We start from the raw sequence: 26,643 nt of genomic DNA, 5'->3' as shown, positions 1-26,643 counted from the left end.
GGCCGACCCGGCCACCGACCGGGTCGGCCGACCCACGACCGGCACCTCACACCAGGCCGCCTCACCGCAGGCCGACAGGGGGAGAAACCCATGACGAGCTCCACACTGGAGCGGGACCACAAAGAGGGGAACGAGGCGGCGGACGTCCTCGCCCGGGCCCGCAACCTGGTCGACCCGGTCCTGCGGGCCGCCGTCGACTCACTGCCGGGCGCGATGCGCAAGGTCGCCGGCTACCACTTCGGCTGGTGGGAGGCGGACGGCTCGCCCGCCGACGCCCCCTCCGGCAAGGCGATCCGGCCCGCCATGGTCCTCGCCGCCACCCAGGCACTCGGCGGCACGACCGCCGAGGCCACCGCCGCGGCCGCCGCCGTCGAGCTGGTGCACAACTTCACGCTGCTCCACGACGACGTCATCGACCGGGACGAGACGCGCCGCCACCGGCCCACCGCCTGGCGGGTGTTCGGCACCACCGAGGCCATCCTGGCCGGGGACGCCATGCACTCGCTGGCGCTGCGCCTGCTCGCCGAGGACGCCCACCCGGCCGCCCGGAGCTCGGTCCGCCGGCTCACCGACTGCGTGGTCGAGCTGTGCGAGGGCCAGCAGATCGACTGCGCCTTCGAGCAGCGCAGCGACGTCTCGCTCGCCGAGTGCCTGGCGATGGCGGAGGCCAAGACCGGCGCCCTGCTCGGCGCCGCCTGCGCGATGGGCGCCCTGTACGGCGGCGGGTCGGAGGAGGCCGCGCAGGCGATGGACGGCTTCGGCCGGGAGATCGGCCTGGCGTTCCAGCTGATCGACGACCTGATCGGCATCTGGGGCGATCCGGCGGTGACCGGCAAGCCGGTGGGCGCGGACCTGGTCGCCCGGAAGAAGTCGCTGCCGGTGGTCGCGGCGCTGGGCTCCGGCACCCCCGAGGGGGCCCGGCTCGCCGGGCTGTACGCCCTCGAACGCCAGCTCAGCCCTGAGGAGTTGGCGCAGTGCGCGGCGTCCGTCGAAGGCGCCGGCGGCCGCGGCTGGGCGCAGGGCGAGTCCTGCGAGCGGATGGCGGCGGCGATGGCGCAGCTGGCCACGGCCGTCCCGGAGCCGTCGGCGGCCGACGAACTGCTGGTGCTGGCCGAACTGGTCACCCGCCGCAGCCACTGACCGGGCTCGTCCGACCGGGCTGGTCCGACCGGACTCGGCTGACCGGACTCGTCGGGAGTGGGAAGTCGGCCGGTCCGACTTCCCACTCCGGGCCCGGCGCCCGCACCCACACCCGTACCCGTGTCAGCGCCGGTAGCTGGTAGCTGGTAGCTGGTAGCTGGTAGCTGGTAGCCGGTGGCCGACGGGAGCCCGGGAAGCATCGGGCCACCCGACATGCTGACCCGCCCCACCCCGCATAGCATCCCCTATGTACTCGTATGTCCCGAATTCCGGTGCGCGCCTGCGCCGCCGGCCTTCCGTGCACTGGGGAGAGCGACGAGCATGGCCAACCCGGCACTCGTGGACCCGGCCACGATCCGCGCGACCGCCGCCGAGGCCTGGATCCGTGCGTACCCGATCCTGCAGAACTACCGCACCCTGTACGCGCAGGCACTGGACGACGCGGATCCGGGGTACGTCGGCGGCTTCGGCGTCTTCCGCCACCGCTCGCAGCCGTTCACCCCGGCCGACACCGACGTCGCCTCCCCCGACAACGACACCCCGCACTCCTGGGCCTGGCTCGACCTGCGCGCCGAACCGTGGGTGGTGTCCGTCCCGGCCGCGGACCGCTACTACGTCCTCCCGCTGCACGAACTCGACACCGTGTACGCCGGGTTCGTCGGCGCCCGGAGCACCGGCCAGGAGGCCGGCGACTACCTGGTGGCCGGCCCCGACTGGCAGGGCGAGCCCCCGCCCGGCATCCGGGGCGTGCTCCGCACCGCCACCCGCCTGGTCGGCATCCTCGGGCGCACCCACCTCACCGGCGACACCCCCGCGGACATCGCCGAACTGAAGACCGTCCAGCAGCAGTACCGGCTGCGCCCGCTGCACGAGTACGCCGGCACCCCGGCGCCCGCCCCCGCGCCGGAGCCGGTCTGGCCGGTCTGGCGCGAGGAGGTGCTGGACACCGTCGAGTTCCTCAGCTTCCTCGACTTCCTGCTCGGCTTCTTCCCGCTCCGCGGGCCCGTCGAGCTGCCGCCCGCCGAGCTCGACCTGCGCGGCCGCCTCACCGACCTCGGCGTCGACGGGCGCGGCGAGTTCGAGCCCGCCACGCTGCCGATCGAGGTCCGGGCCGAGATCGAGCGCGGTATCGCGGACGGCCGCGCACGGCTGGAGCGCGCCGCCGCCGAATCCGAACCCACCACGCCGGCCGCACTCTTCGGCACCCGTGAGCGGATCGGCGGGGACTTCCTCCGCCAGGCCCTCGGCGCCAGGCTCGGCCGCTACGGGCTGCCCACCGAGGAAGCCTGGTACGGCGGTTGGGCGGCGGACAGCGAGGGCAACCGGCCGCCGAACGCCAGCGACCGCGACTACGCCGTCCGCTTCGGCCCGGACGACCTGCCGCCGGCCCGGTACTTCTGGTCCGCCACCATGTACGCGCTCCCGGACCGCCTGCTGGTCGACAACACCCTGGACCGCTACGCGATCGGCGACCGCACCCCCGGCCTGGTCCGCGACCCGGACGGCGGGCTCACCCTCCACCTCCGGCACAAGCGGCCCGCCGACGCCCAGCACTCCGCCAACTGGCTGCCCGCCCCGGACGGCCCGTTCACGGTCGTCGTCCGGCTCCACGGCCCGGACCGGTCCGTCCTCGACGGCCGCTGGCACCTCCCGCCGCTCGACCCGAGCTGACCCGAGCTGACCCGAGCTGGCCCGAGCTGGCCCGAGCTGACCCGCACCGCAGAAATCGGCACCGCAGAGATCCGCACCGCAGAGACCGCGCCGACCGGACGAAGGACACCCCGATGAACCACCCCGAGCTGGAGGCCCTGGCCGCCGACGCCTACGTCTACGGCTACCCGATCGTCGCCGACCTCACCATGGTCGAGCGCTTCTCCCGGGGCGGCCTGGGCACCCTGCCGGCGGCGTCGTTCAACCACTTCAGCCACGCCACCCGGCTGGCCGGGCCCAAGGACCACTTCGTCTCGGTCAACAACGACACCCTCTACTCGATCGCCCAGCTCGACCTCTCCGAGGGCCCGCAGGTGCTGCGCGTCCCGGACACCGCGGGCGCCTACTACGTGCTGCAGGTCGTCGGCGCGTGGACGGACAACGTCGCCTACGTCGGCAGCCGTGCCACCGGCACCGGCGAGCAGACCTGGCTGATCGTCCCGCCCGGCTGGCACGGCACCCCGTCCGACCCGGCCCGGGTGATCGAGGCGCCGACCACGGTGGCGACCATCGTCGGCCGCTTCGCCTGCACCGGGCCGGACGACCTCCGCCGGGTCAAGGCCCTCCAGAAGGCCCTCACCCTGGAGCCGCTGGAGCCCGGCGGGCTGGTCGCCGGACTGCCCGAGCCCCATCCGGAGGTGCCCGAGCGGCTGGCCTTCTTCGAACGGCTTAGGGTCTGGATGCAGGCCTTCCCGCCGGCCGGTCCGGACGTCGAGTACCAGCAGCGCTTCGCCCCGCTCGGCCTGCTCGACGAGGGCACCTCGCCGTACCGCGCGGCCGCCGCGGACTGGACCCTCTCGCTGGCCAAGGGCCTGGCCGCCGGCCGCGAACGGGTCGAGGACGCCACCCGCCCGCCCGAGGACCACCCGCCCGGCGAGTGGCGCTCGGCGCTCCACCTGTTCGACTACAACATCGACCACCTGGGCCCCGGCACCCTCGACGACCCCGAGTGGCGCATCCCCGACCGCCGCGCCGGCTACCTCAGCCGGGCCGCCGCCGCCCGGGCCGGCCTCTGGGGCAACCACGCCTACGAGGCCTCGTTCGCGATGACCTACGACGACTCCGGCGGCCGCCCGCTCAGCGGTGCGCACCGCTACACGCTGCGGTTCGACCAGCCGCCGCCCGCCGAGGCGTTCTGGTCCGTCACGATGTACGCGCTGCCGGACTACTACCTGGTGGACAACCCGATCGAGCGCTACACGATCGGCGACCGCACCCCGGGCCTGGTGTACGGCGCGGACGGCTCGCTCACCCTGACGCTCCAGCACGAGCAGCCCGAGGACGAGGTGGAGGCGGCCAACTGGCTGCCCGCCCCGGTCGGCGAGTTCCGGCCGATCATCCGGCTCTACCAGCCGAAGCCGGCCGTGCTGGACGGCAGTTACCGGGTGCCGCCGATCGACCGGAGCTGACCGCCGTCGCCACCGGGCGCGGACGTCGAGGGGGACACCGGACGCTCAGTGCGGAGCCGGGGTCGCGGTGCCCGTCGGGGTGCCCGAGGGCGGTGGCGAGGACGGGTGCGCGGACGCCGATGCCGATGCCGACGACGAAGGCGAAGGCGAGGACGACGCCGAGGAGGACGGCGACGGCGAGGGAGCGGAGGACGACGGCGACCCCGACGGGGACGGAGCCGCCGTGGCCGTCACCGACGGCTGCGGGGAACTGCTCGGCTGCGGGTCCGTCGTGGCCGACGCCGACGCTGGCGCCGACGCCGACGCCGACGTCCCCGGAGCGGCGGGGGAGGAGGCCGAGCCGCCCCGGTTGTGCGGTCCGCCCTCCAGGGTGACCACCGCCTGCGAGGGCGGCAGCGCGATCCGGGCGGTCCAGTGCGCCGTGGGCGCGAGGTCCTCGTCCACGGTGACGGTCACGGTGATCCGCTGGCCCGGTGCGAGGGTGCCGGAGTCGCGGCTGAGCCGCAGCCAGCCGGCGTCCGTCACGGCGTGCCAATGGATCTCGGTGGTGCCGGAGTCGGTGAGGGTGAGGACGGTCCGGCTGCCGTACTCGGCGGCCTCGACGGTGAGCAGCCCGGCCGGGGCCGGTTCGGCGCCGCCCGGGCCGCCCCCGGGCGCGGGTGCCTGGCCGACGGCGGGGGCGGGGGCGGCGACCAGGGTCGGACTGCCGATCGGGGTCGCCCCGTGGGCCGGTACCGGGACCGCCGGGCCCTGGAGGGTCAGCCGTGGAAAGCCGAGGGGCAACGTTTCTGCACCCCCCGCCCCCGCACCCGCCAACTCCATCCCCGGCACCCCCGGCAGCCCCGTGCCCGCCGCCGGCCACGGCTTCGACGGCTGCTGCCCGCCCGTCCGCCCGGCCTCCTCCACCCGCACCGTGGACACCGCGGCCGCCGTCCCCTCCCCGCTGCTCCGGTGCCCAGCCCACAGGGCGACCACCGGCGCCGCCAGGACGGCCGCGAGCACCCCGGTGGTCACCACCCGCCGACGCACCGCCAGTGCCCGGCCCGCGTCCGGCGCCCGGTGCCGGGGGAAGCCGCCCTGGTCGAACCGCAGCCCCGACTCGGCCGCCGGCACCGCCCCCGCCCGCCGCACCGCACCGGCCGCCGACGGCAGGTACGCCGCTCCCTCGCCTCCCTCGCCCGAGGGCGTCGGGGCTGGCGCCGGGGCCGGGGCGGGCGCCACCAGCAACGGCAGCCCGGACAGCCCCGCCGCGCCCTCCGGCACCTCGCCGGCCACCCGCTCCGCCGTCCCCCGGCAGGTCGGGCAGTCCACCACGTGCTGCACCAGCTCCCGGCGCAGCGCCGGGCCGAGCACCCAGTCCCGCCAGGACTCCGCCCCGGCCCCGCCGAGCCGGTCCAGCTCCGGGCAGCTGCCCACCCCGAGCACCAGCAGCGCCGCCCTGGTCCGGGCCACCTCCGCCTCGGCGGAGGCGAGCAGCGCGCGGGTCCGCTCGAACGGCAGGCCCAGCACCGCCGCCACCTCGTGCGGGGTCAGCCGGTGCCGGACGGACAGCTCCAGCGCCTCGCGCTGCTCCGGGTCGGTGCCGGCCGCCTCCGGCCAGGCGAGCGAGGCCAGCTCGCGCCGCCGCCGGGCCGCCTCGGCCTCGGTCGGCTCCGCCGTGGCGTCCCGCCCGGCGCCGTCCGCGAGCCGCCGCAGGCAGCAGTACCGGGCCAGTGAGAACAGCCAGGCCCGGACCAGCCCGGGCTCGGTCAGTCGGGCGCCGTGCCGCCGTGCCAGCTCGCGGGCCTCGCGCAGGGCGCCGGTGGCCGCGTCGTGCTCGCACAGCACCGAGAGACAGTAGGTGAACAGGCCGTCCACCTGCCGGTCGTACGCCGCCAGCACGGCGGCCGGCGGTCCTTCAGTACGCGTTGTCACCCGTCCGACGGTAGAGACGGCGGGCGGCGTACCTCGGCCATTCGCCGTGTATGTACTTCTTTCGGGTAACAACATCGCCCATCTGTGTGGGTTTGGGCCCGGTTCCGGTGGAGTTCGGGCCCGGTTCCGGCGGAGCAGGGCGTTGTCGGACCCAGGCGCTACGGTGGGCCGCATGGCTGCCCGTACCAAGACCACCGCCAAGCCGCGCCCGGCGTACCGCTGCACCGAGTGCGGCAACCAGCTGCCCAAGTGGGTCGGCCGCTGCCCGGAGTGCAACGCCTGGGGCACGGTCGAGGAGTACGGCGCGGTGCCGATCCGGACGACGGCCGCGGGCCCGGTCAGCTCGCCGGCCCGTCCGATCGGCCAGGTGGACGGCCAGGTCGCGACGGCCCGCTCGACGGGCGTGCCGGAGCTGGACAGGGTACTCGGGGGCGGGCTGGTCCCCGGCGCGGTCGTCCTGCTGGCCGGCGAGCCCGGCGTCGGCAAGTCCACCCTGCTGCTGGACGTCGCGGCCAAGGCCGCCACCGACCGGCACCGCACGCTCTACGTCACCGGCGAGGAGTCGGCCGGTCAGGTCCGGCTGCGCGCCGACCGGATCAACGCGCTCTCCGAGCACCTCTACCTCGCCGCCGAGTCCGACCTCGGCGCGGTGCTCGGGCACATCGACGCGGTCAACCCCGGTCTGCTGATCCTGGACTCGGTGCAGACCATCGCCTCCGCCGAGCTGGACGGCGCCCCCGGCGGTCCGGCCCAGGTCCGCGAGGTGGCGGGCGCGCTGATCCGGGTGTCCAAGGAGCGCGGCATGGCGACGCTGCTGGTCGGCCACGTCACCAAGGACGGCCAGATCGCCGGCCCGCGCCTGCTGGAGCACCTGGTGGACGTGGTGCTCAGTTTCGAGGGGGACCGGCACGCCCGGCTGCGGCTCATCCGCGGGATCAAGAACCGCTACGGCGCCACCGACGAGGTGGGCTGCTTCGAGCTGCACGACGAGGGCATCGTCGGCCTGGCCGATCCGTCCGGCCTCTTCCTGACCAGGCGTGACAAGCCCGTCCCGGGCACCTGCCTCACCGTCACCCTGGAGGGCAAGCGCCCGCTGGTGGCGGAGGTGCAGGCGCTGATGGTGGATTCGCAGATCCCGTCCCCGCGGCGCACCACCTCGGGCCTGGAGTCGCCCCGGATCGCGATGATCCTGGCCGTGGTGGAGCGGCACGGCGGGGTGAAGCTCGGCAAGCAGGACATCTACACCGCGACGGTGGGCGGGGTGAAGCTGAGCGAGCCGTCCGCCGACCTCGCGATCGCGCTCGCGGTGGCGAGCTCCTCCTCGGACACCCCGCTGCCCAGCAACCTGGTGGCGATCGGCGAGGTCGGCCTGGCGGGCGAGGTACGGCGGGTGACGGGGGTGCAGCGGCGGCTCGCCGAGGCGCACCGGCTGGGCTTCACGCACGCCCTCGTCCCGCCGGATCCGGGCAAGGTGCCGCCGGGCATGAAGGTGGTCGAGGTGGCCGACATCGGCGAGGCGCTGCGGGCCATCCCGGGCCGCCGCCGGGCCGCCGCCAAGCCGCGCGCCGAGGCGCGTGCTGAGGCGCCGTCGGCGCCGCCGGCCCCGCGCACGGCCCGGGTCGTCGCGCACCCGGAGGAGCTGATGGAGGGCTGGGAGCCGGTCGACTCCGACGAACTGCGCTGACCCAAGCCCTGTCGATGCCGCACGCAGTTAGACTTTCCCCAGTCTCATTGGCCAGAAGGCAGTACCGAGCGGTACTGAGCGACAGAGCAACAGACCGCGGACCGGCGCACGGCGCGAGGCGCGCGGCACGGGGTCGACCGGAGGAGTCACGTGGCAGCCAGCGACCGGGGGGCGGACAAGGCCTCCCGTGAGGAGGCCCTGCTGCGGGCCTCCCTCAGTGCCATCGCACCCGGCACGGGGCTGCGCGACGGCCTGGAGCGGGTGCTCCGGGCCAACACCGGCGGCCTGATCGTGCTCGGTTTCGACAAGACGGTCGAGTCGATCTGCACCGGCGGCTTCGTCCTGGACGTCGAGTTCACCGCGACCCGGCTGCGCGAGCTGTGCAAGCTGGACGGCGCGGTGGTGCTGGACAAGGACATCACCAAGATCGTCCGGGCCGGCGTGCACCTGATGCCGGACTCCACCATCCCCACCGACGAGACCGGCACCCGTCACCGCACCGCGGAGCGGGTCAACCGGCAGACCGGCTTCCCGGTGGTGGCGGTCTCGCACTCGATGCGGCTGATCGCGATGTACGTCAACGGCACCCGCCGGGTGCTGGAGGACTCCACCACCGTCCTGTCCCGCGCCAACCAGGCGCTGGCCACCCTGGAGCGCTACAAGTTGCGCCTGGACGAGGTGGCCGGCACGCTGTCGGCGCTGGAGATCGAGGACCTGGTGACGGTCCGGGACGTCACCGCCGTCGCCCAGCGGCTGGAGATGGTCCGCCTGATCGCCACCGAGATCGCCGGCTACGTGCTGGAACTCGGTATCGACGGCCGGCTGCTCTCGCTCCAGCTGGACGAGCTGATCGCGGGCGTGGAGCCGGAGCGCGAACTGGTCGCCCGGGACTACTTCCCGGAGCGGGCCGCCAAGAAGGGCCGGACGGTCAACGAGGTGCTGGCCGACCTGGAGGCGCTCACCCACGCCGAGCTGCTGGACCTTCAGACGGTCGCCAAGGCGCTCGGCTACTCGGGCTCCCCGGAGTCGCTGGACTCCGCGGTCTCACCGCGCGGCTACCGGCTGCTGGCGAAGATCCCGCGCCTGCCCAACACGGTGATAGAGCGCCTGGTCGAGCACTTCGGCGGCTTGCAGAAGCTGCTCGCCGCCAGCATCGACGACCTGCAGACGGTCGAGGGCGTCGGTGAGACCCGGGCCCGCTCGGTCCGCGAGGGCCTGTCCCGGCTGGCCGAATCGTCCATCCTGGAGCGCTACGTCTGACCAGGCGCCACGTCCGACCTGACGCACCGCCGCGCGCGGCCCCCGGGGAACGCCCCGGGGGCCGTCGCGCACCCCGCCGAGTCCCCCCGCCGAGTCCCCCCTCGCCGAGCCACCCCGACCGGCACCCCCCGACCGGCCCGTGAGGCGCCGAAGCCCCCGGCCGCGGCCGGGGGCTTCGAGTCGAGTTGAGGGGGGTTCAGCTGTCCAGGCGGATCGAGGAGCGCGCCGAGACCTGGCCGCCGGAGAGCCCGGTGAGGTCGGCGACCACCAGGTAGGTGCCCGCCGCGGGGGGCGCCGGGTCGGCGGTGGCGCACTGCGGCTTGCTGCGGCTGCGGTCCCAGGTGAACGTCTCGGTCAGGCCGTTGTTGGCCGGGATCTGCACCCAGCTGCTGCCGCGGTCGGACGGGCAGTCGCCGGAGGACCAGACCCGGTCGCCGTTGCTGGCGGTCACGGTGATCGCGGAGGCCGCCCGGCCCAGGTCCACCCGGCAGTTGGCGCCGGAGGCGTTCTTCACGGTGAGCGAGAGCCGCGGCTTGTCCTTGGGCTGGTACGAGTTCTGCGCGCTGGCCAGCTCCAGGGTGACCTGCGAGGAGGCGCAGACCGGAAGCGCCATAACCTCGGGCGTGTTCACCACCGGGGCGCCCCCGCCCGTGCCGCCCGTGCCGCCGGAACCGCCGGCTGCACCGCCGCCCGCCGCCGCACCGCCACCCGTGCTCCCGCCGGTGGCAGGAGCCGGGTTGGCACCGCCGCCGGTGCCGCCGGTGCTGAGGCTGACCTCGCCGCCGCCGGAGCCGGCCACCGGGCCGCCGCTCGCGTTGCCGCCGCTGCCGCCGCCGGGGCGCGCCGCAGGGCCGCTCGGGGACGCGCCGGGCGTGATGGACTGGGCGGGGGTCTGGCTCTGGGACGGAACGGCCTGTGCGGCCTTGCTCGATGAGCCGCCGTCACCGCCCCTGTCCTGATCGATCATCAGCCAGGCGATCAGGGCGGCGACCGCCGCGACGGCGACGAGCACGACGACGCGCCGACGCCAGTAGATCGAGGCCGGCAGCGGTCCCACGGGTTGACGCAGAGAGGGCACGCCCAAACTCTACGAGACTGTGTGTGCCGCTTGACGCACCAACACCGCACAGTCGCCCCTTCCTTCACATGATCCGCCATTTGCGCCGTTCGAGGGAGCTCGGAAGCGGTAAGTTTCCGGGAGATCCACGGGGGTATCCGGAGCGCTTTTCTCCGCTTCGGTCGCGCCCGTCGACATGGGAGGATCGAAGGGCCATGGCTGCCATCACCGTCACCCCCGCCCCCGTCCCCCCGGCAGGCGCCGCGCCGGACGCCGTCCGGCCGCCGATGCCGCTGCCGCTGCTGCACGCGACCGTCCTCGACTGGTACGAGGCCGACAAGCGCGACCTCCCCTGGCGGACGCCCGAGGCGACGCCCTGGGCGATCATGGTGAGCGAGTTCATGCTCCAGCAGACTCCGGTGAAGCGGGTGCTGCCCGCCTGGGAGGCGTGGCTGACCCGCTGGCCCACCCCGGCGGACCTCGCGGCCGATGCGCCCGGCGAGGCGGTCCGGATGTGGGGCCGGCTCGGCTACCCGCGCCGCGCGCTGCGGCTGCACGGGGCCGCGGTGGCGATCACCGAGGAGCACGGCGGCGAGGTGCCGGACGACCACGCCACCCTGCTCTCACTGCCCGGGGTCGGGGAGTACACGGCCGCCGCGGTCGCCTCCTTCGCCTTCCGTCAGCGGCACGTGGTGCTGGACACCAACGTCCGCCGGGTGTTCGCCCGTGCGGTGTCCGGCGTCGAGTACCCGGCCCAGGCCACCACGGCCGCCGAGCGCCGCACGGCGACGGCGCTGCTGCCCGACGACGCCGAGACCGCGGCCACCTGGGCGGTCGGCGTGATGGAGCTGGGCGCGCTGGTCTGCACCGCGCGCGGCCCGGAGTGCGGGGGCTGCCCGCTGTTCGCCCACTGTGCCTGGCAGCGGGCCGGCCGCCCGCCGTACGAGGGCCCGGCCCGGCGCGGCCAGACCTACGAGGGGACGGACCGGCAGGTGCGCGGCAAGCTGCTCGCGGTGCTGCGGGAGTCGCACGGCTCGGTGCCGCAGGCCCGGCTGGACGCGGTCTGGCCGGACGCGGTGCAGCGGGCCCGGGCGCTGGACGGACTGGTCGCGGACGGCCTGGTGGAGCCCGTCGAGCAGGGCGTCTACCGGCTTCCCCAGTAGTCGGCCACGAACGCGGGACGGCGCCCCCGGAGGATTCCTCCGGGGGCGCCGTCGTGTCGGCGGGAGGGCGGTCAGACGGCCGCCGCCTCCAGCGAGGCCTCGGCGGACTTGTCCGCCTTGCCCGTGCCGGTACCGCGCAGCGGCACCTCGCGCATGAACACCGCGGCGGCGATCGCGACCACGGCCAACCCGGCGCCCCACAGGAAGACGGTGTGAGTGCCGTTGGACACCGCGTGGTGGAAGGCGTCCTGGACGTGCTCCGGCAGCTTGCGCAGTTCGGCCGGGCTCATCTCGCCCGGGTCCTTGGCCCCGCCGCCGGCCGAGGCCTGCTCGCCCAGCCGCGCGGTCATGGTGTCCTTCACCCGGTTGTTGAACAGCGCGCCGAACAGCGCGACACCGAAGGAGCCGCCGATGGTGCGGAACAGGGTGGCGGTGGAGCTGGCCACGCCCATGTCCTTGAGCTCGACGCTGTTCTGGGCGACCAGCATGGTGATCTGCATCAGGAAGCCCATGCCGGCGCCGAGCACGACCATCCAGCAGGCCGAGGTGAAGCTGCTGGTCCCGACGCCCATGGTGGAGAGCAGGATCATGCCACCGGTCATCACGATGGTGCCGATGATCGGGTAGATCCGGTACTTCCCGGTCCTGGTGACGGCCTGGCCGACCACCAGCGAGACCACCAGCATGCCGAACATCAACGGCATCAGCAGCAGACCGGAGTTGGTCGCCGAGGCACCCTGGACGATCTGCTGGTAGAACGGCAGGAAGAAGGTCGAGCCGAACATCACGAAGCCGACGATGAAGCCGATGATCGAGACCAGGGTGAAGTTCAGGTTCTTGAACAGGGCCAGCGGCAGCATCGGCTCCTCGACACGCTGCTCCACGTAGCAGAAGCCGATCAGCGAGGCGACGGAGAGCGCGATCAGGCCGAGGATCTCATTGGAGCCCCAGGCGTACTGCTGGCCGCCCCAGGTGGTCATCAGCACCAGCGAGGTGATGCCGGTGGTGAGCAATATCGCGCCCAGGTAGTCGATCCGGGCCGTGTTGCGGACCTTCGGCAGCTTCAGGGTGACGATGACCACGGCGAGCGCGACCACGCCGAGCGGCAGGTTGATGTAGAAGGTCCAGTGCCAGCTCAGGTGGTCGGTGATGAAGCCGCCGACCAGCGGGCCGCCGACGGTGGCGAGGGCCATCACCGCGGCGAACATGCCCTGGTACTTGCCGCGGTCGCGCGGCGGGACGAGTGCGCCCATGATCGACATGACGCCGACCATCAGACCGCCGGCACCCAGGCCCTGTACGGCGCGGAAGCCGATCAGCTCGGTCATGTTCTGCGACAGACCGGACAGTGCCGAGCCCACCAGGAAGATCACGATCGAGGTGAGGAAGCTGCCCTTGCGGCCGTACATGTCGCCGAGCTTGCCCCAGATCGGGGTGGAGGCGGCGGTGGTCAGGGTGTAGGCGGTGACCACCCAGGACCGGTGCTCGGCGCCGCCGAGGTCGCCGACGATGGTCGGCATCGCGGTGCCGACGATCAGGTTGTCGAGCATGGCCAGCAGCATGGTGACGACCAGGCCGACCATGACGAGGCGGATCTCGCGGGGTGACCGCGGCTGCTCCTCCTCGGCTGACTTCTCCTCCGGTACCGGGCCGGTGGTCTTGGACTGTGACATGAGGTGGTGTCTCCCGGAGGGGTGTTTCGGACGGGCGGAGGCCGCGCAGTGATTCACTTACTTGACGCCCGGCTAGTTTGTGGACCGTCGGCACGGTAAGTTGTTTACTAGCCGGTCGTCAAGCCAGTTTCCCGCCCGGCTGCCTGGGCAGGGAGAATAGGCCCGGGGCGGACGCCACCGGGGTCCGCAGCAGTCACCGACGCACTCATGAGGCAGGCCATGGGCACTCCGCACAGCCCCCGCAGCGACACGCGGTCCCGCATCATCGAGGTGTCCCTGGAGCTCTTCTCCGAGCAGGGCTACGAGCAGACCTCGCTGCGCGAGATCGCCGACCGCCTCGGCGTCACCAAGGCCGCGCTCTACTACCACTTCAAGACCAAGGACGACATCGTCCTGGGCATCGTGGAGCGGATGGCCGCGCCGATCGACGAGACCATCGCGTGGGGCCGGCAGCAGTCCTGGAGCCCGGAGATGCGCGACGAGCTGATCCGCCGCTTCGCGGACGGGATGGCCGAGCGGGCGCCGCTGCTGCGCTTCTTCCACGAGAACCAGCCCGCGCTGCGCGAGTCCGCGGCCGGGCTGGCGTTCAAGGACCGCATGATCACGATGATCCAGCTGGTGCACGGGCCGGACGCCGACTTCCGGGAGCGGCTGCGCGCCACGATGTCGCTGTTCACCGTCCACTCGGCGATGTTCCTGCTCAAGCAGGACACCGCGGACTGCGACCACGGCGACAACGTGTGGGGCGAGCCCTGGCCGCCGGCGGCCACCCTGGAGGACGCGATCGGGGCGGCCCGGGAGGTCGCGCTGGAGATCGGCGGCCGGATCGGCCACCCGGCCCCCGCCCACTCCTGAGCGGACGGGCAGGCAGTCGGGCAGTCGGGCAGTCGGGCAGGCGGGCGGACCGGTAGCCGGGGCCGGACTCAGAAGTCGGTGACGCCGTGCCCCGCGAGGAACGCGATCGGGTTCACCACCGCGCCGTAGCGGTTGCTGGTGCGGATCTCGAAGTGCAGATGGGGCCCGGTCGAGTTGCCGGTGCTCCCGGACCGCCCGATCTGCTCGCCGGCCGACACCTGGTCCCCGGCCGCGACCCCGAGCGAGGACAGGTGCGCGTACTGCGCGTAGTGCCCGTCCGCCAGCCGCAGCACGACCTCCTTGCCGTACGAGCCGTCCCAGCCGGCCGACACCACGGTCGCGTTCCCGACCGCCAGCAGCGGAGTGCCCGGGTCGACCGCGAAGTCCACCCCGGTGTGGTATCCGGCGGCGTACTCGGAGTTGGCCGCCCCGTACGGATTGCTGGTCGGCGCGTCCGGCACCGGGGCCGACCACTCCGGAGCCGGAGCCGGAGCCGGCTCCGGTGCGGGCGCGGCCTCGGGCCCCGGCGCGGGGGCCTCGGCCGGCGCGCCGGCGACGGGCGGCTCCACCGGCAGCAGGTTGGCGGCCACCGCCACGAACTCCTGCGCCGAGTCGCCGTCGTTCGGCAGCCGGTACGGGCTCGGCCCGGCCACCTGGACCAGCCCCGGGCTGGGCACGGCGGCCTGCGGCGCGGTGAAGGCCGAGCTGCCGGGCGTGGTGGGCCGGACGGTCTGCGCCGAGGCGCTGCCGGGCGCGGCCACCAGCAGCGCGCCGGCGAGCAGTACCGCGGCCGCCCCGGCGGCGACCACCGCGCGCTCCCGTTCGGCCTGCGGGTGCCCGCCGGGCAGCGGGTGCCGGGGCGCGGCGAGCGCGCGCAGCGGCGCGGCATGGGTGCGGGCGGCATGGCCGAGCCGGGGCTGCCAGGCCGCCGCCTGGGCCGCCGTACGGGCGGCGAGCCGGCGCAGGACCGGCCCCACGGGCGGGACAGAGGACATCGGTAGCCGTACCTCACGGTGGACGAGGGCAGCACGAAGTGCCCGTTCGGGCGCGTGCTGAGCGGGGGACCACTCAGGTGTAACGGTCACCGAGCGGAGTCCCAAACGGCGTGACGTACTACGGCGTGTAGTCGGCGTTGCGCCGGAGATTCAAGCTGACGGAGTAATGATCATGAGATCCGATCGTCTGTCACCGGTCCGCGGCAGGCCGCCCGCGCCCGCGGCCGGGCTACTACCGCCGGTCGTACCGCGCCCGGCGGGAGCCCGGCCGGTGTGACCAGCGCCACGCCCATCCAGGGTTTGGGTCGGCCGCACACCCCTTTCCGCCGTCCGCCCCGCTGACCTGGCGGGCCCGCTGGGGGACCATCGACGCATGTATGGCAACAGGAGCGAAGACCTCGACGGCAATGACCGCCCGAGCCTGCCGGACCGCCGCTTCGCCGCCCTGCGCGGCTGCGAGCGGATCCTGTCCGGCGACCGGCCGCAGAGCATGCGCGAACGCCTCGCCGCCCTCGCGGGGGAGGGCGGCGGCCACGACCTGGACCACCGCCTGGACCAGTACGGCGACGGCGTGGTCCGCACCCTGGAACGCACGGTCGCCGACCTGCTCGGCACCGAGGACGCGGCCTTCTTCCCCACCGGCACCATGGCCCAGCAGGTCGCCCTGCGGATCCACGCCGAGGCGGCCGGGCTGCGCACCGTCGCGACCCACCCGCTGGCCCACACCGACCAGCACGAGCGGCACGCGCTAGGCGTGCTGACCGGCCTGCGCAGCGTCTGGCCGACCATGGCCCCGCGCCAGCCCACCGTCGCGGAGCTGCGCTCCTTCGACGAGCCGTACGCCGCGCTCAGCCTGGAGCTGCCGCTGCGCGAGGCGGGCTTCGTGCTGCCCGACTGGGCGGAGCTGGCGGCGCTGGCCGGGGTCGTCCGGGAGGAGTGCGGCGCGGCCCTGCACCTGGACGGTGCCCGGATCTGGGAGTCGGTGTTCCACCTCGGGCACCCGCTGCCGGAGATCGTCGCGCTGGCCGACTCGGTCTACGTGTCCTTCTACAAGACGCTCGGCGGCATCAGCGGCGCCGCGCTGGCCGGTTCGCGGGGCTTCGTCCGCACCGCCAAGGCCTGGCGGCACCGGTACGGCGGCCAGCTCTACCAGCAGTGGCCGGCGGCGCTCGCCGCGCTGGCCGGGCTGGATGCCCGACTCCCGCTGCTGGAGCGGTACGTGACGCACGCCAAGGTGGTCGCCGAGGCGCTGGACGCGGCCTTCGCGGCGGTCCCCGGCGCCCGGGTGCACCCGGCCCCGCCGCACACCCACCAGTTCCAGCTCTGGCTGCCGTACGCCGCCGGGGAGTTGGACGAGGCCGGGCTGGGGCTGGCCGAGGAGACCGGGGTCGCCCTGTTCGGCGGCTGGCGCGAGCGGGACCTGCCGGGCCTGGCGATGACGGAGGTCACGGTGTCGGCGTCCGCGCTCGACTGGACGCCGGCGGACGTCGCCGAGGCGGCCGCCGCCTTCCTGGACCGGCTGCCGGCCCGGGGCGCCGGGGCCGGCGGGAGCCGCGGCGGGGCCTGACCGGAAAGCGTCCGGCCCGCCCCCGCGCGATGCGGGGACGGGCCGGACGTGGTGGGTCAGAACCGCCTGGTCACAGGCTGATCGCTACTGCTCGACCGATCAGTTGTCGACCGGGCGGACCCGGATCCAGGTCTCCAGGTAGTTCGAGGACTCGTTCTCGACCTCGATGCTGGTACCGGTCTTCGGGACGTCCACGCCGCTGTACGGGTTGTCCTTGGACCACCACGACTTCAGGTCCGAGAACTCGTCGACACCCTTGGCCTTCGGGACGACCGTCTCGACGCCGTTCTTGTGCAGGGTCAGCTGGCTGGTCTTGCGCGAGCCGAAGGTCGAGTCGTAACCCTGCATGCGCGGACGCAGCAGGGCGCCGTCGCTCCACTTGAGCGGGGTCGGGTGCGAGTCGATCGGCAGGATCAGACCGTGGCCCGGGTGGGCGCTGACGTTGTTGTTGGGCTGCGACTCGTCCCAGAACCAGATCAGCAGACCGGGCTGGTACGGGTAGTACTCGACCCACTTCGGCCGGCTGTTGCCCCAACCGAAGTTGTACGGGCCGGTCTTCAGGGTCTGGTCGAAGGAGACGTACTGGCGGTTCTCCGCGATGTAGTACTGCCCGTAGTCCTTGGTGTAGCTGCCGGCGAAGCGGGTGAAGCCCTTGGCCACCCAGCCGTTGTCACCGTTCTCGACGTCGTCGCTGAAGATCGTCGAACCGTCGGCGGTCACCGAGATGTCGTCGACGGCGAAGCCGCGGTAGTGCAGGCCACCGTCGGTGGTGTTGTGGAAGCGGACCTTGACGGCCTTGCCGGCGTAGGCGTCCAGCGAGAAGGACACGTCGCCCCAGGCGGCGGTGAGGCCGGTCAGGGCCGCGCGGCCGCCGGCGTCCTTCGTGATCGGCTTGCCGTTCCAGGTGCCGTCCAGGGCGGTCCAGTTGGTGCCGCCGTCGGTGGAGACCTCGGCGAAGGCGTAGTCGAAGTTCGCCTCCAGCTCGTACCAGGCCTTGGCGTTCAGGCTGGCCTTGGTCTTGCCGGTCAGGTCGATGTCACGGGTGAGCGTGACGTTCAAGTTGTCGGCGCTGCCGCTCCACCACTCGCTCTTGCCCGAAGCGGGCTTGTTGATGTCGGTGGGGATGGTCTTCTTCGGCAGCTCGACGACCAGGGCCTGCGGGAGGCTGCTGTTGTACTCGACCGGGCCGATGTGGTGGGTCGACTCGGTGCCGGCCTTGGCCTTGTCGAACTTCAGCCAGCCGAGCTTGAGCTTGCTCCAGGCGTCGAGGTCGTTCGGCATGTCGCCGATGGCGCCCTTGCCCTCGCCGAGCCAGGAACCGGAGGACATCAGCGACCAGAAGCCGACCGAGTTGTCGATGCCGGTGCCGGCGGTGTCGTAGAGGTCCGGCAGACCGAGGTCGTGGCCGTACTCGTGGGCGAAGACGCCGAGGCCGCCGTTCTCCGGCTGCATCGTGTAGTCGCCGATCCAGAAGCCGGAGTCGCCGACCTGGACGCCGCCGAGCTTGTTGTCGGCCGGGCCCGCCTGGCCGTTCAGGTTGCCGTAGGCGTAGGCGCGGTGGGCCCACAGGGCCTTGCTGCCCTGCTTGCCGCCGCCGGCCGACTTGTCCTCACCGGCGTGCACGATCTGGAAGTGGTCGATGTACCCGTCGGGCTGGTTGAAGTTCCCGTCGTTGTGGGAACCGTAGCGGTCCCACTGGTCGTACGACGCCAGGGTGGCCTTGAGCTGCTCCTTGGTCTGCCCCTTGGCCAGCTGGTCCTTGTACCAGATGTCCACGGCGTCGCGGATCAGGTCCTGGGCGCTGTCGCAGACGTTGGAGCCGCAGTAGTCCGAGCCGTACCGGGCCTCGTTCCACGGCACCCGCACCCAGTCCGAGACCACGCCGTCGACCGAGTAGCGGCCCGAGGACTGCTTCTCGTAGAAGGTCTTCAGCGAGGGCTTGTCCTTGGAGAAGTACAGCTCCTGGAAGTGCTGCTGGTTGTAGTCGGCCTGCCAGGCGGTCGAGTTGTCGTTGGCGCGGTCCGGCTTCTCGATCTCGTTGTGCTTCGGGCCGGCCTCACCGCCGTACATGACCTTGCCGTCTGCGGTCTTGGTGGTGTTGTCCACCTGGTCGCCGAAGTCGACGAGGATGGTGAAGATCTTGTCCGTGCGCTCGCGACCGAGCTCCACGTACTTGTCCTTGCCCAGCTTGATGCTGCTGCTGCCGTTGTGCTGCTCGACCTGGGCGGTGCCCGCGATCAGCTGCTCGGTGGCGGCCTTCTGCTCGGCCTCGACCTTCTCGGTCAGCGGGCCCGGCAGGTTGTGCTCGATGTTGGCGGACTGGACGGCGTCGGCCGGGTCCCTGGGTGCGGGAGCCGAGCCCGCGGCGACGGCGGTGGCCGGGAACAGGCCCGCGCCGAGCGCGACTATGACCGCTGCGGCCGTGGCAGCCGCAGCGGATCTCCTGATGTTCTTCAAAGTTGTGACGTCCTCCCCGACCGGGGCCAGCTCTTGGCCAAAGCCCGGCAAACCAAAATGAAAGACAGGTGGACGTCATTTGATACAAGCGTGGACAAAAAAGATAGCCCTTGACCATGACATGGCCACGGCGCTATCCTGCGCAACTTCCCATCAGCTGACCATATGTCAACCGTATGTCCGTTAAAGCTTACTGAGAAATCGGACGCACCCGCACCAGCCCGCCGCGAGGCCATCCGCCCTCGCCCACGGGCACCCCCGGTCCGGCCGACCGGAACGCACCGAGCCCCCGGCGCGGACGCCGGGGGCTCGGTAGCTGTGAAGTTGTCTGTTAAATGTTGCTACTTCGTCAGGTCCGGACCGGACGAGGCGACCTCGGCCGGGGTGTCCGCGACGGCCGACTTCTCCTCACCGCGGAAGGTGAACTTGGCCTCCTTGCCCTCACCCTCGACACCGACGACCACGATGTGGCCGGCCCGCAGCTCGCCGAAGAGGATCTTCTCGGAGAGGTGGTCCTCGATCTCGCGCTGGATGGTGCGACGCAGCGGCCGGGCACCCAGGATCGGGTCGTAGCCGCGCTTGGCCAGCAGCTTCTTGGCCTCGACGCTGAGCTCCAGGCCCATGTCCTTGTCCTTGAGGCGGCCGTCCACCTTGTCGATCATCAGGTCGACGATCTGGATGATGTCTTCCTCGGACAGCTGGTGGAACACCACGATGTCGTCGACGCGGTTCAGGAACTCGGGGCGGAAGTGCTGCTTGAGCTCCTCGCCGACCTTCGCCTTCATCCGCTCGTACCCGGTCGTGGAGTCACCCGTGGCCGCGAAGCCCAGGTTGAAGCCCTTGGAGATGTCCCGGGTGCCGAGGTTGGTCGTCATGATGATGACGGTGTTCTTGAAGTCGACCACGCGGCCCTGGGAGTCGGTCAGGCGACCGTCCTCCAGGATCTGCAGCAGCGAGTTGAAGATGTCCGGGTGGGCCTTCTCGACCTCGTCGAAGAGGACGACGGAGAACGGCTTGCGGCGGACCTTCTCGGTCAGCTGGCCGCCCTCCTCGTAGCCCACGTATCCGGGGGGCGAACCGAAGAGCCGGGAGACGGTGTGCTTCTCGGAGAACTCGGACATGTCGAGCGCGATCAGCGCGTCCTCGTCGCCGAAGAGGAACTCGGCGAGCGTCTTGGACAGCTCGGTCTTACCGACGCCGGACGGGCCGGCGAAGATGAACGAGCCGCCGGGGCGCTTCGGGTCCTTGAGGCCCGCACGGGTGCGCCGGATGGCCTGGGAGAGCGCCTTGATGGCGTCCTTCTGGCCGATGACGCGCTTGTGCAGCTCGTCCTCCATGCGCAGCAGCCGCGAGGTCTCCTCCTCGGTCAGCTTGAAGACCGGGATGCCGGTGGCGGTGGCCAGGACCTCGGCGATGAGCTCCTCGTTGACCTCCGCGACGACGTCCATGTCGCCGGCCTTCCACTCCTTCTCGCGCTTGGCCTTGGCCTGGAGGAGCTGCTTCTCGTCGTCGCGCAGGGACGCGGCCTTCTCGAAGTCCTGCGCGTCGATCGCGCTCTCCTTCTCGCGGCGCACGTCGGCGATCTTCTCGTCGAACTCGCGCAGGTCCGGCGGCGCGGTCATCCGGCGGATGCGCATTCGGGAGCCGGCCTCGTCGATCAGGTCGATCGCCTTGTCCGGCAGGAAGCGGTCCGAGATGTAGCGGTCGGCCAGGGTGGCGGCGGCGACCAGCGCGGAGTCCGTGATGGAGACCCGGTGGTGGGCCTCGTAGCGGTCGCGCAGACCCTTGAGGATCTCGATGGTGTGCGGCAGCGACGGCTCGGCGACCTGGATCGGCTGGAAGCGGCGCTCCAGCGCGGCGTCCTTCTCCAGGTGCTTGCGGTACTCGTCCAGGGTGGTGGCACCGATGGTCTGCAGCTCGCCGCGGGCCAGCATCGGCTTGAGGATGCTGGCGGCGTCGATGGCGCCCTCGGCGGCGCCCGCGCCGACCAGGGTGTGCAGCTCGTCGATGAACAGGATGATGTCGCCGCGGGTGCGGATCTCCTTGAGCACCTTCTTCAGGCGCTCCTCGAAGTCACCGCGGTAGCGCGAGCCGGCCACCAGGGCGCCCAGGTCCAGCGTGTAGAGCTGCTTGTCCTTGAGCGTCTCCGGGACCTCGCCCTTGACGATCGCCTGCGCCAGGCCCTCGACCACGGCGGTCTTGCCCACGCCGGGCTCGCCGATCAGGACCGGGTTGTTCTTGGTGCGGCGGGACAGCACCTGCATGACCCGCTCGATCTCCTTCTCGCGCCCGATGACCGGGTCGAGCTTGGCCTCGCGGGCGGCCTGGGTGAGGTTGCGGCCGAACTGGTCCAGGACCAGCGAGGTCGACGGGGTGCCCTCGGCGGGCCCGCCGGCCGTGGCCGACTCCTTGCCGCCGCCGGTCTGGTAGCCGGAGAGCAGCTGGATGACCTGCTGGCGCACCCGGTTGAGGTCGGCGCCCAGCTTGACCAGGACCTGGGCGGCGACGCCCTCGCCCTCGCGGATCAGACCGAGCAGGATGTGCTCGGTGCCGATGTAGTTGTGGCCGAGCTGCAGCGCCTCCCGGAGCGACAGCTCCAGGACCTTCTTCGCCCGCGGGGTGAAGGGGATGTGGCCGGACGGGGCCTGCTGCCCCTGGCCGATGATCTCCTCGACCTGCTGGCGCACGGCCTCAAGGGAAATCCCGAGGCTCTCCAGGGCCTTGGCGGCGACGCCCTCGCCCTCGTGGATCAGACCCAGGAGGATGTGCTCGGTGCCGATGTAGTTGTGGTTGAGCATCCGGGCTTCTTCCTGAGCCAGGACGACAACCCGCCGCGCGCGGTCGGTGAACCTCTCGAACATCGTTTATCGCTCCTCAGAGCGGTCGGGCAGTTCGGGGTCGGTCCCCGCCCTGTCCTTCCGCATGCTAGTCCCGCTCAGCGGCGCGGCCCACGGATTCACTCCCCGGTACGGGAGCGAGATGCTGCGCGACCATCCGACACCAATCCCAACCTGATGCTGGGAAACGGTGTTCCCACAGGTGGCCCGGATGCACCGGATACCGCTACGCCATCGGCGAACAAGAACCGCCGGGGCGGAGCCGGGCCGTCTCCGGCCGGTCACGCATGCTGCCCCTGGACGGGTCCGAGAACCCGTCCACCTGCATTCATACCCGGTATCGGGGCGCTTCTCGCGCAGTTTCCGCGGTGGCGGTGTTCGCCTGGCGAGAAGTCGCGTCGCGGCGACGGCGGTTCGGCACGGCCGGTGCGGCAGGTACGCCGCCCGGTGGTGCCGGCGTTACCGCTTCGCCCTTACAGCGTTGCACAGCTCGTGATTGTTCCGCCGCCCGAGCCCGCGCCCCGGACGCCCCCCGGTACCGGTGCTGCTGCGGCCCCCGGGGTGCGCGCCGCGGGGCGCGGAGGAGAGTCCTCCGCGCCCCGCGCGTGTGTCGTCGGCGCCGTGTGCGGCCGCCGGGGCCCCGCATCCGCTCCGGCGTTCCGGCGGCGCCGGGGTCAGGACGCGTTGGCCTTGTCGTAGGCCTCGCGGACGGTGCTCGGCACCCGGCCGCGGTCGTTGACCTCCATGCCCTGCTCCTTGGCCCACGCGCGGATCTTCGCGGTGTCCGGCGCGCTGCCGGAGGGGCGCGGCGCGGTGCCGCGACCCGGGCGCCGCGGGCCGGCGAGCCGGCCGCTCTGCTTGCGGCCCTTCTCCACGTACGGCGCCAGCAGACCGCGCAGCTTGTCCGCGTTGGCGCTCTTCAGGTCGATCTCGTAGGCAACGCCGTCGAGCGCGAACGTCACCGTCTCGTCCGCCGAACCACCGTCGAGATCGTCTTCAAGAATGACCTGCACCCTCTGTGCCACGGGCTTCCCTTTCCGCTAAACGACCCATTGCCTAAGGAAAGGAAAGCGCCTTTCTCCGGAAAACACAAACCCTTGACCGGCGCGGAGCCGCTCAGAGGTGCAGCAGCATGCGCGAGTTGCCCAGTGTGTTGGGCTTCACCCGCTCCAGGTCAAGGAACTCCGCGACACCTTCATCGTACGAGCGGAGAAGTTCTTCATAGACATCCGTAGCGATCGCCGCCGGGTCTGTCGTACCATCATCGGTTTCCTGAAGCTCACCGATCTCGACGAAACCGTGTTTCGCGAAGAACGGAACCTCGAACGTCAAGCAGAAAATCCGACGGACGCCGAGCCAGCGTGCGGTCTGCAGCAGCTTCTCCAGCAGCAGATGTCCGACCCCGAAGCCCCGGCAGGACGGATCGACGGCGAGCGTGCGGACTTCGGCCAGGTCCTCCCACATCACGTGCAGGGCGCCGCAGGCCACCACCGCACCGGTGTCGTCGCGTTCGGCGACCCAGAACTCCTGGACGGATTCGAACAGTGTGACTGTGGGCTTGTCGAGCAGAATGCCGTCGCGTGAGTAGGCGTCGATGAGCCCGCGTACGGTCCGCACGTCCGTGGTCCGCGCACGGCGGATGGTGACCTCCATGGCCGGGACGTTATCGTGTCGCGCCCGGCGGGGTCTCCCCGGTATCCGGTCCCGGCTCCGCGGATTCGGCGGGGGCCGGATCCGACGGGAACAGAGCGGCGACCCGCAAGGCGTCCCGCAGTGCCTCGCGCTGGCCGGGCGACATCAGGCCGAAGAAGTGCACCAGGGCCGCGGCCGGATTGTCACTGGTGGCCCACGCGTCGTTCATCAGCGCCGCGGTGTACGCCTCGCGGGACGAGACCGGTTCATATCGATAGGCCCGGCCGACCCGCTCGCGGCGCAGCCAGCCCTTTCTGTGGAGCTTGTCCAGGACGGTCATCACCGTGGTGTACGCGATTTCGCGTTCCGACTGCAGATCCAGGAGAACCTCGCGAACCGTCACCGGTCGGTTCCACCGCCACACCCGGGTCATGATGGCGTTCTCAAGTTCACCGAGTTGCCGGACCATAGTGCGGCCAGGATAGGGAGTGAATGGGGCAAATCTTGTGAAGTGCGCCAAACCGGCGCGCCGCCACCCCCGGAATCGGGAATGGCGGCGCGTCGGTGGTTCGGCGGCTGACGGTGTCAGTCGCGGGTTCGCTCGCGGGTCAGTCGAGGTCTTCCTTGGCCTTCTGGGCTCCGCCCTGGCTGCGGATGATGGCCCGCACCAGGAATCCGAAGCCGATCGCCATGACCAGCGGCGGCACGATCGCGCTGACGTAGTCCATCAGTCACTCCTCCTCGGTCTTCTCCGCCGTCGCGGCGGAAGCCTTCGCCTCCGGCTTCACCAGCGGGAAGAGCACGGTCTCCCGGATGTTCTTGCCGGTCAGCAGCATGATCAGGCGGTCCACCCCGAGGCCGAGGCCGCCGGTCGGCGGCATCGCGTACTCCAGGGCCCGCAGGAAGTCCTCGTCGATCTGCATCGCCTCGACGTCGCCGCCGGCCGCCAGCAGGGACTGCGCGGTCAGGCGGGCGCGCTGCTCGACCGGGTCGACCAGCTCGGAGTAGGCGGTGCCGATCTCGGTACCGAAGATCACCAGGTCCCACTTCTCGGCCACGCCCGGCACCGAGCGGTGCTGGCGGGTCAGCGGGGAGACCTCGGTCGGGTAGTCCTTGATGAAGGTCGGCCGGACGGCGTTCTCCTCCAGCAGGCGCTCGACCATCTCCAGCACGATCTGACCGTGGCCCCAGTCCTTGTCGAACGGGATGCCGTGGTCGAAGGCCAGCTTGCGCAGCTCCTCGACGCCGGTCTCCGGGGTGACCTCGACGCCCAGGCGGGCGGAGATGCCCGGGTAGACGGAGACCTCCTCCCACGGCTCGGCCAGGTCGATCTCGTGCTCCACGCCGTGCGCGTCCAGGCCCTTGATCACCGTGGTGCCCAGCGCGTCCCGGGCCGCGTTGACGATCGTCTCGCGGATCAGCTCGGCCTGGGTGTCGTAGTCGCCGTACGCCTCGTACGACTCCAGCGAGGTGAACTCCGGGTTGTGGGTGGAGTCCGCGCCCTCGTTGCGGAAGTTGCGGTTGATCTCGAAGACCTTCTCGGCGCCGCCGACCACCAGCCGCTTGAGGTACAGCTCGGGGGCGATGCGCATGTAGAGGTCGATGTCGTACGCGTTGATGTGCGTCTTGAACGGGCGGGCGTTGGCGCCGCCGTGCACCGGCTGCAGCATCGGGGTCTCGACCTCGATGTAGCCGCGGTCCTCGTAGGTGCGGCGGATCGAGCGGACCACCTTGCTGCGCAGGTGCAGGATCTCGCGGGCCTCGGGGTTGACGATCAGGTCGACGTACCGCTGGCGGACCCGGGCCTCCGGGTCGGTCAGGCCCTTGTGCTTGTCCGGCAGCGGGCGCAGGCACTTGGCGGTGAGCTCCCAGCGGTCCACCATCACGGACAGCTCGCCGCGCTTGGAGGTGATCACCTCGCCCTCGACGCCGACCTGGTCGCCCAGGTCGATGTCCGTCTTCCAGGCCGCCAGCCGCTCCGCTCCCAGCTTGTCCAGGGAGAACATCACCTGGAGGTCGCCGGTGCCGTCGCGCAGCGTGGCGAAGCAGAGCTTGCCGCCGGTGCGGGAGAGGATCACCCGGCCGGTGACGCCGGCCCGCTCACCGGTCGCGGTGTCGGGCTCCAGGTCGGGGTGCTTGGCGCGCAGGTCCGCGATGGTGCTGGTGCGGGGGAAGCCGACCGGGTAGGGGTCGACACCGGCCGCCCGGAGCCGGTCCAGCTTCTCGCGCCGGACGCGCATCTGCTCGGGAAGGTCGTCGGTCGCGGGGATGGGGCTCTGATCGCTCACCCCACAAGGGTAGCCAGCCACACACCGTGCTCCGCCACGGGATAACGACAAGAGGGGGACCGCGTCGGCGGTCCCCCTCCTCGGGCGCGGGCGGCTCAGCCGGTGCCGGTGGCGAGTTCGATCTCGTCGGGATCCGGGGCGGCCGGGGGCGCGGGGTGGGCGGGGGGCTTGGGGCGGCGCCCGAAGAGTTCGGCCGGGGTGGGCATCCGGTGCGGGCGGGGCGGGTTCTGGGGGGCGGTGGGCCGCTCGGCGGGGGAGTCGGTGCTGCTCATCGTGATCCGTCCTCCAACAGGGGTGGGGAGACTGCTCGGGGGTGCGGCGGGGCTCGGTACGACGACGAGGTGGCGGTGCTGCCCGGTGGTGAGGGCGAGCCGTTCGCGGACGGCGGCCTCGGCCAGCGCGTGGCAGCGGCCGGCCAGCCGGGAGCGGCGGGCGCGTTCGCCGTGGCCGCACGGCTGGCGGGTCAGCCCGCGCAGCGCGGTGAGGTCCTCCGGGCCGGGCAGGTAGCCGTCGGTCACGGCCTCCTCCAGGCGTTCCAGGTAGCCGGGGGCACTGCCGGGCAGGGCTGCCCGGTAGCGCCCGAGGTCGGCGAGCAGGAAGGCGCGCAGCCGGCCGCCCTCCTGGACGGCCTCGTCGATCGCCTCGGTCAGACGCAGCGCGTCCTGGACGTCCTCCGCCCACAGCTCGGCGCCCGGCCCGGCGAACACCGGACGGTCGGGGAGCTGGAGGTGGACGGGGACGGCGGGGTGCAGGGCTTGGGCGAGGGCGCGGCGCAGCACGCGGACTTCGTCGGCGCTGAAGGCCATGCCGCCGCGCGATCCGTGTGGCGTAGGCATGGGCTGACACTACGTGAGGAATATCCGATTTGTCGGTAGCGTCGCGCCGACGCCCCACGTTCGGCCCGGCGGAATCGGCCGCGGGGGTGGGGGAGGACGCGCGTCGGGGGCCCCCCCCCCGGCCCGGGGGGGTAAAAAAAAAAAAACAGGCGCGCACAGTGGCAGG

General features: G+C 72.1%; 19 protein-coding genes. 8 read left to right on the top strand and 11 right to left on the bottom strand.

The window, feature by feature from the left end; genetic code table 11:
- Positions 1–90 precede the first annotated feature (90 nt).
- The 3 genes from ACFWPT_RS33175 to ACFWPT_RS33165 all read left to right on the top strand — a co-directional run bounded on the left by ACFWPT_RS33175 (position 91) and on the right by ACFWPT_RS33165 (position 4,259).
- Positions 91–1,140, top strand: coding sequence for a family 2 encapsulin nanocompartment cargo protein polyprenyl transferase (locus tag ACFWPT_RS33175; RefSeq protein WP_063348813.1), 1,050 nt, complete (start codon positions 91–93; stop codon positions 1,138–1,140).
- A gap of 321 nt (positions 1,141–1,461) precedes the next feature.
- Positions 1,462–2,811, top strand: coding sequence for a DUF1254 domain-containing protein (locus ACFWPT_RS33170; protein WP_380486299.1), 1,350 nt, complete (start codon positions 1,462–1,464; stop codon positions 2,809–2,811).
- Positions 2,812–2,924: 113 nt separating this feature from the next.
- Positions 2,925–4,259, top strand: a complete 1,335-nt coding sequence (locus ACFWPT_RS33165; RefSeq protein WP_380486297.1) for a DUF1254 domain-containing protein — start codon at positions 2,925–2,927, stop codon at positions 4,257–4,259.
- A gap of 45 nt (positions 4,260–4,304) precedes the next feature.
- On the opposite strand, the gene ACFWPT_RS33160 is transcribed toward ACFWPT_RS33165, so the two are convergent.
- A complete protein-coding gene (locus ACFWPT_RS33160) occupies positions 4,305–6,173 on the bottom strand; it encodes a hypothetical protein (RefSeq protein ID WP_380486295.1) in 1,869 nt (622 codons plus the stop codon).
- Positions 6,174–6,345: 172 nt separating this feature from the next.
- Here ACFWPT_RS33160 and radA point away from each other — a divergent pair, with 172 nt between their 5' ends.
- The gene (gene radA / locus ACFWPT_RS33155) at positions 6,346–7,857 is read left to right on the top strand and encodes a DNA repair protein RadA (RefSeq protein ID WP_380486293.1); all 1,512 of its coding nucleotides are present in this window, start codon (positions 6,346–6,348) and stop codon (positions 7,855–7,857) included.
- A 201-nt stretch (positions 7,858–8,058) separates the two neighbouring features.
- On the top strand, positions 8,059–9,117 hold the full coding sequence (gene disA / locus ACFWPT_RS33150; RefSeq protein ID WP_063351299.1) for a DNA integrity scanning diadenylate cyclase DisA: 1,059 nt from the start codon (positions 8,059–8,061) through the stop codon (positions 9,115–9,117).
- A 196-nt stretch (positions 9,118–9,313) separates the two neighbouring features.
- Here the strand turns inward: disA and ACFWPT_RS33145 are convergent, their stop codons facing one another.
- Positions 9,314–10,195, bottom strand: a complete 882-nt coding sequence (locus tag ACFWPT_RS33145) for a hypothetical protein (protein WP_380375881.1) — start codon at positions 10,193–10,195, stop codon at positions 9,314–9,316.
- A 266-nt stretch (positions 10,196–10,461) separates the two neighbouring features.
- On the opposite strand from ACFWPT_RS33145, the gene ACFWPT_RS33140 reads away from it, so the two are divergent.
- Positions 10,462–11,337 carry an A/G-specific adenine glycosylase gene (locus tag ACFWPT_RS33140; protein WP_380486307.1) on the top strand — a complete coding sequence of 292 codons (876 nt, stop codon included), beginning with the start codon at positions 10,462–10,464 and terminating at the stop codon, positions 11,335–11,337.
- A gap of 71 nt (positions 11,338–11,408) precedes the next feature.
- Here ACFWPT_RS33140 and ACFWPT_RS33135 read toward each other — a convergent pair whose 3' ends face one another.
- A complete protein-coding gene (locus ACFWPT_RS33135) occupies positions 11,409–13,010 on the bottom strand; it encodes an MDR family MFS transporter (RefSeq protein WP_363617784.1) in 1,602 nt (533 codons plus the stop codon).
- Positions 13,011–13,229: 219 nt separating this feature from the next.
- Here ACFWPT_RS33135 and ACFWPT_RS33130 point away from each other — a divergent pair, with 219 nt between their 5' ends.
- Positions 13,230–13,865 (top strand): TetR/AcrR family transcriptional regulator, encoded by a 636-nt coding sequence (locus ACFWPT_RS33130; RefSeq protein WP_380338056.1) that lies wholly within the window; start codon positions 13,230–13,232, stop codon positions 13,863–13,865.
- Between the two features lie 68 nt (positions 13,866–13,933).
- Here the strand turns inward: ACFWPT_RS33130 and ACFWPT_RS33125 are convergent, their stop codons facing one another.
- The gene (locus ACFWPT_RS33125; protein ID WP_380486291.1) at positions 13,934–14,860 is read right to left on the bottom strand and encodes a M23 family metallopeptidase; all 927 of its coding nucleotides are present in this window, start codon (positions 14,858–14,860) and stop codon (positions 13,934–13,936) included.
- Between the two features lie 373 nt (positions 14,861–15,233).
- On the opposite strand from ACFWPT_RS33125, the gene ACFWPT_RS33120 reads away from it, so the two are divergent.
- Positions 15,234–16,427 (top strand): threonine aldolase family protein, encoded by a 1,194-nt coding sequence (locus tag ACFWPT_RS33120; protein WP_380486289.1) that lies wholly within the window; start codon positions 15,234–15,236, stop codon positions 16,425–16,427.
- Between the two features lie 99 nt (positions 16,428–16,526).
- Here ACFWPT_RS33120 and ACFWPT_RS33115 read toward each other — a convergent pair whose 3' ends face one another.
- The 7 genes from ACFWPT_RS33115 to ACFWPT_RS33085 form a co-directional block, all read right to left on the bottom strand.
- Entirely contained in the window at positions 16,527–18,884 is a 2,358-nt protein-coding gene (locus ACFWPT_RS33115; protein ID WP_380428620.1) for an immune inhibitor A domain-containing protein, read from the bottom strand.
- 341 nt (positions 18,885–19,225) lie between these two features.
- A complete protein-coding gene (locus ACFWPT_RS33110; protein WP_063348824.1) occupies positions 19,226–21,745 on the bottom strand; it encodes an ATP-dependent Clp protease ATP-binding subunit in 2,520 nt (839 codons plus the stop codon).
- Between the two features lie 650 nt (positions 21,746–22,395).
- Complete coding sequence (locus tag ACFWPT_RS33105; RefSeq protein WP_063348825.1) at positions 22,396–22,746, bottom strand: Lsr2 family protein; 351 nt, start codon at positions 22,744–22,746, stop codon at positions 22,396–22,398.
- Positions 22,747–22,837: 91 nt separating this feature from the next.
- Positions 22,838–23,374, bottom strand: a complete 537-nt coding sequence (locus tag ACFWPT_RS33100) for an amino-acid N-acetyltransferase (RefSeq protein WP_350878402.1) — start codon at positions 23,372–23,374, stop codon at positions 22,838–22,840.
- 10 nt (positions 23,375–23,384) lie between these two features.
- Positions 23,385–23,822, bottom strand: coding sequence for a BlaI/MecI/CopY family transcriptional regulator (locus ACFWPT_RS33095; RefSeq protein WP_380375889.1), 438 nt, complete (start codon positions 23,820–23,822; stop codon positions 23,385–23,387).
- Positions 23,823–24,084: 262 nt separating this feature from the next.
- A complete protein-coding gene (gene lysX, locus ACFWPT_RS33090; RefSeq protein ID WP_079135798.1) occupies positions 24,085–25,641 on the bottom strand; it encodes a bifunctional lysylphosphatidylglycerol synthetase/lysine--tRNA ligase LysX in 1,557 nt (518 codons plus the stop codon).
- Between the two features lie 95 nt (positions 25,642–25,736).
- Positions 25,737–26,477: a hypothetical protein gene (locus ACFWPT_RS33085; protein ID WP_079135799.1), complete on the bottom strand. Its 741-nt coding sequence runs from the start codon at positions 26,475–26,477 to the stop codon at positions 25,737–25,739.
- Positions 26,478–26,643: the final 166 nt, after the last annotated feature.

Source organism: Kitasatospora sp. NPDC058478, from assembly GCF_042720345.1.
GTDB lineage: Bacteria > Actinomycetota > Actinomycetes > Streptomycetales > Streptomycetaceae > Kitasatospora.
Note: the sequence above shows the minus strand (reverse complement) of the source record. Positions and strands in the feature narration are given on the sequence as shown.

What these genes read in the sequence shown, in the direction of transcription:
- ACFWPT_RS33140 (WP_380486307.1), top strand. Translation starts at nt 10,462, where the DNA reads ATGCCGCTGCCGCTGCTGCACGCGACCGTCCTCGACTGGTACGAGGCC.
- ACFWPT_RS33125 (WP_380486291.1), bottom strand. Translation starts at nt 14,860, where the DNA reads ATGTCCTCTGTCCCGCCCGTGGGGCCGGTCCTGCGCCGGCTCGCCGCC.
- radA (WP_380486293.1), top strand. Translation starts at nt 6,346, where the DNA reads ATGGCTGCCCGTACCAAGACCACCGCCAAGCCGCGCCCGGCGTACCGC.
- ACFWPT_RS33100 (WP_350878402.1), bottom strand. Translation starts at nt 23,374, where the DNA reads ATGGAGGTCACCATCCGCCGTGCGCGGACCACGGACGTGCGGACCGTA.
- ACFWPT_RS33130 (WP_380338056.1), top strand. Translation starts at nt 13,230, where the DNA reads ATGGGCACTCCGCACAGCCCCCGCAGCGACACGCGGTCCCGCATCATC.
- ACFWPT_RS33175 (WP_063348813.1), top strand. Translation starts at nt 91, where the DNA reads ATGACGAGCTCCACACTGGAGCGGGACCACAAAGAGGGGAACGAGGCG.
- ACFWPT_RS33120 (WP_380486289.1), top strand. Translation starts at nt 15,234, where the DNA reads ATGTATGGCAACAGGAGCGAAGACCTCGACGGCAATGACCGCCCGAGC.
- ACFWPT_RS33135 (WP_363617784.1), bottom strand. Translation starts at nt 13,010, where the DNA reads ATGTCACAGTCCAAGACCACCGGCCCGGTACCGGAGGAGAAGTCAGCC.
- ACFWPT_RS33095 (WP_380375889.1), bottom strand. Translation starts at nt 23,822, where the DNA reads ATGGTCCGGCAACTCGGTGAACTTGAGAACGCCATCATGACCCGGGTG.
- ACFWPT_RS33170 (WP_380486299.1), top strand. Translation starts at nt 1,462, where the DNA reads ATGGCCAACCCGGCACTCGTGGACCCGGCCACGATCCGCGCGACCGCC.
- ACFWPT_RS33085 (WP_079135799.1), bottom strand. Translation starts at nt 26,477, where the DNA reads ATGCCTACGCCACACGGATCGCGCGGCGGCATGGCCTTCAGCGCCGAC.
- ACFWPT_RS33165 (WP_380486297.1), top strand. Translation starts at nt 2,925, where the DNA reads ATGAACCACCCCGAGCTGGAGGCCCTGGCCGCCGACGCCTACGTCTAC.
- ACFWPT_RS33110 (WP_063348824.1), bottom strand. Translation starts at nt 21,745, where the DNA reads ATGTTCGAGAGGTTCACCGACCGCGCGCGGCGGGTTGTCGTCCTGGCT.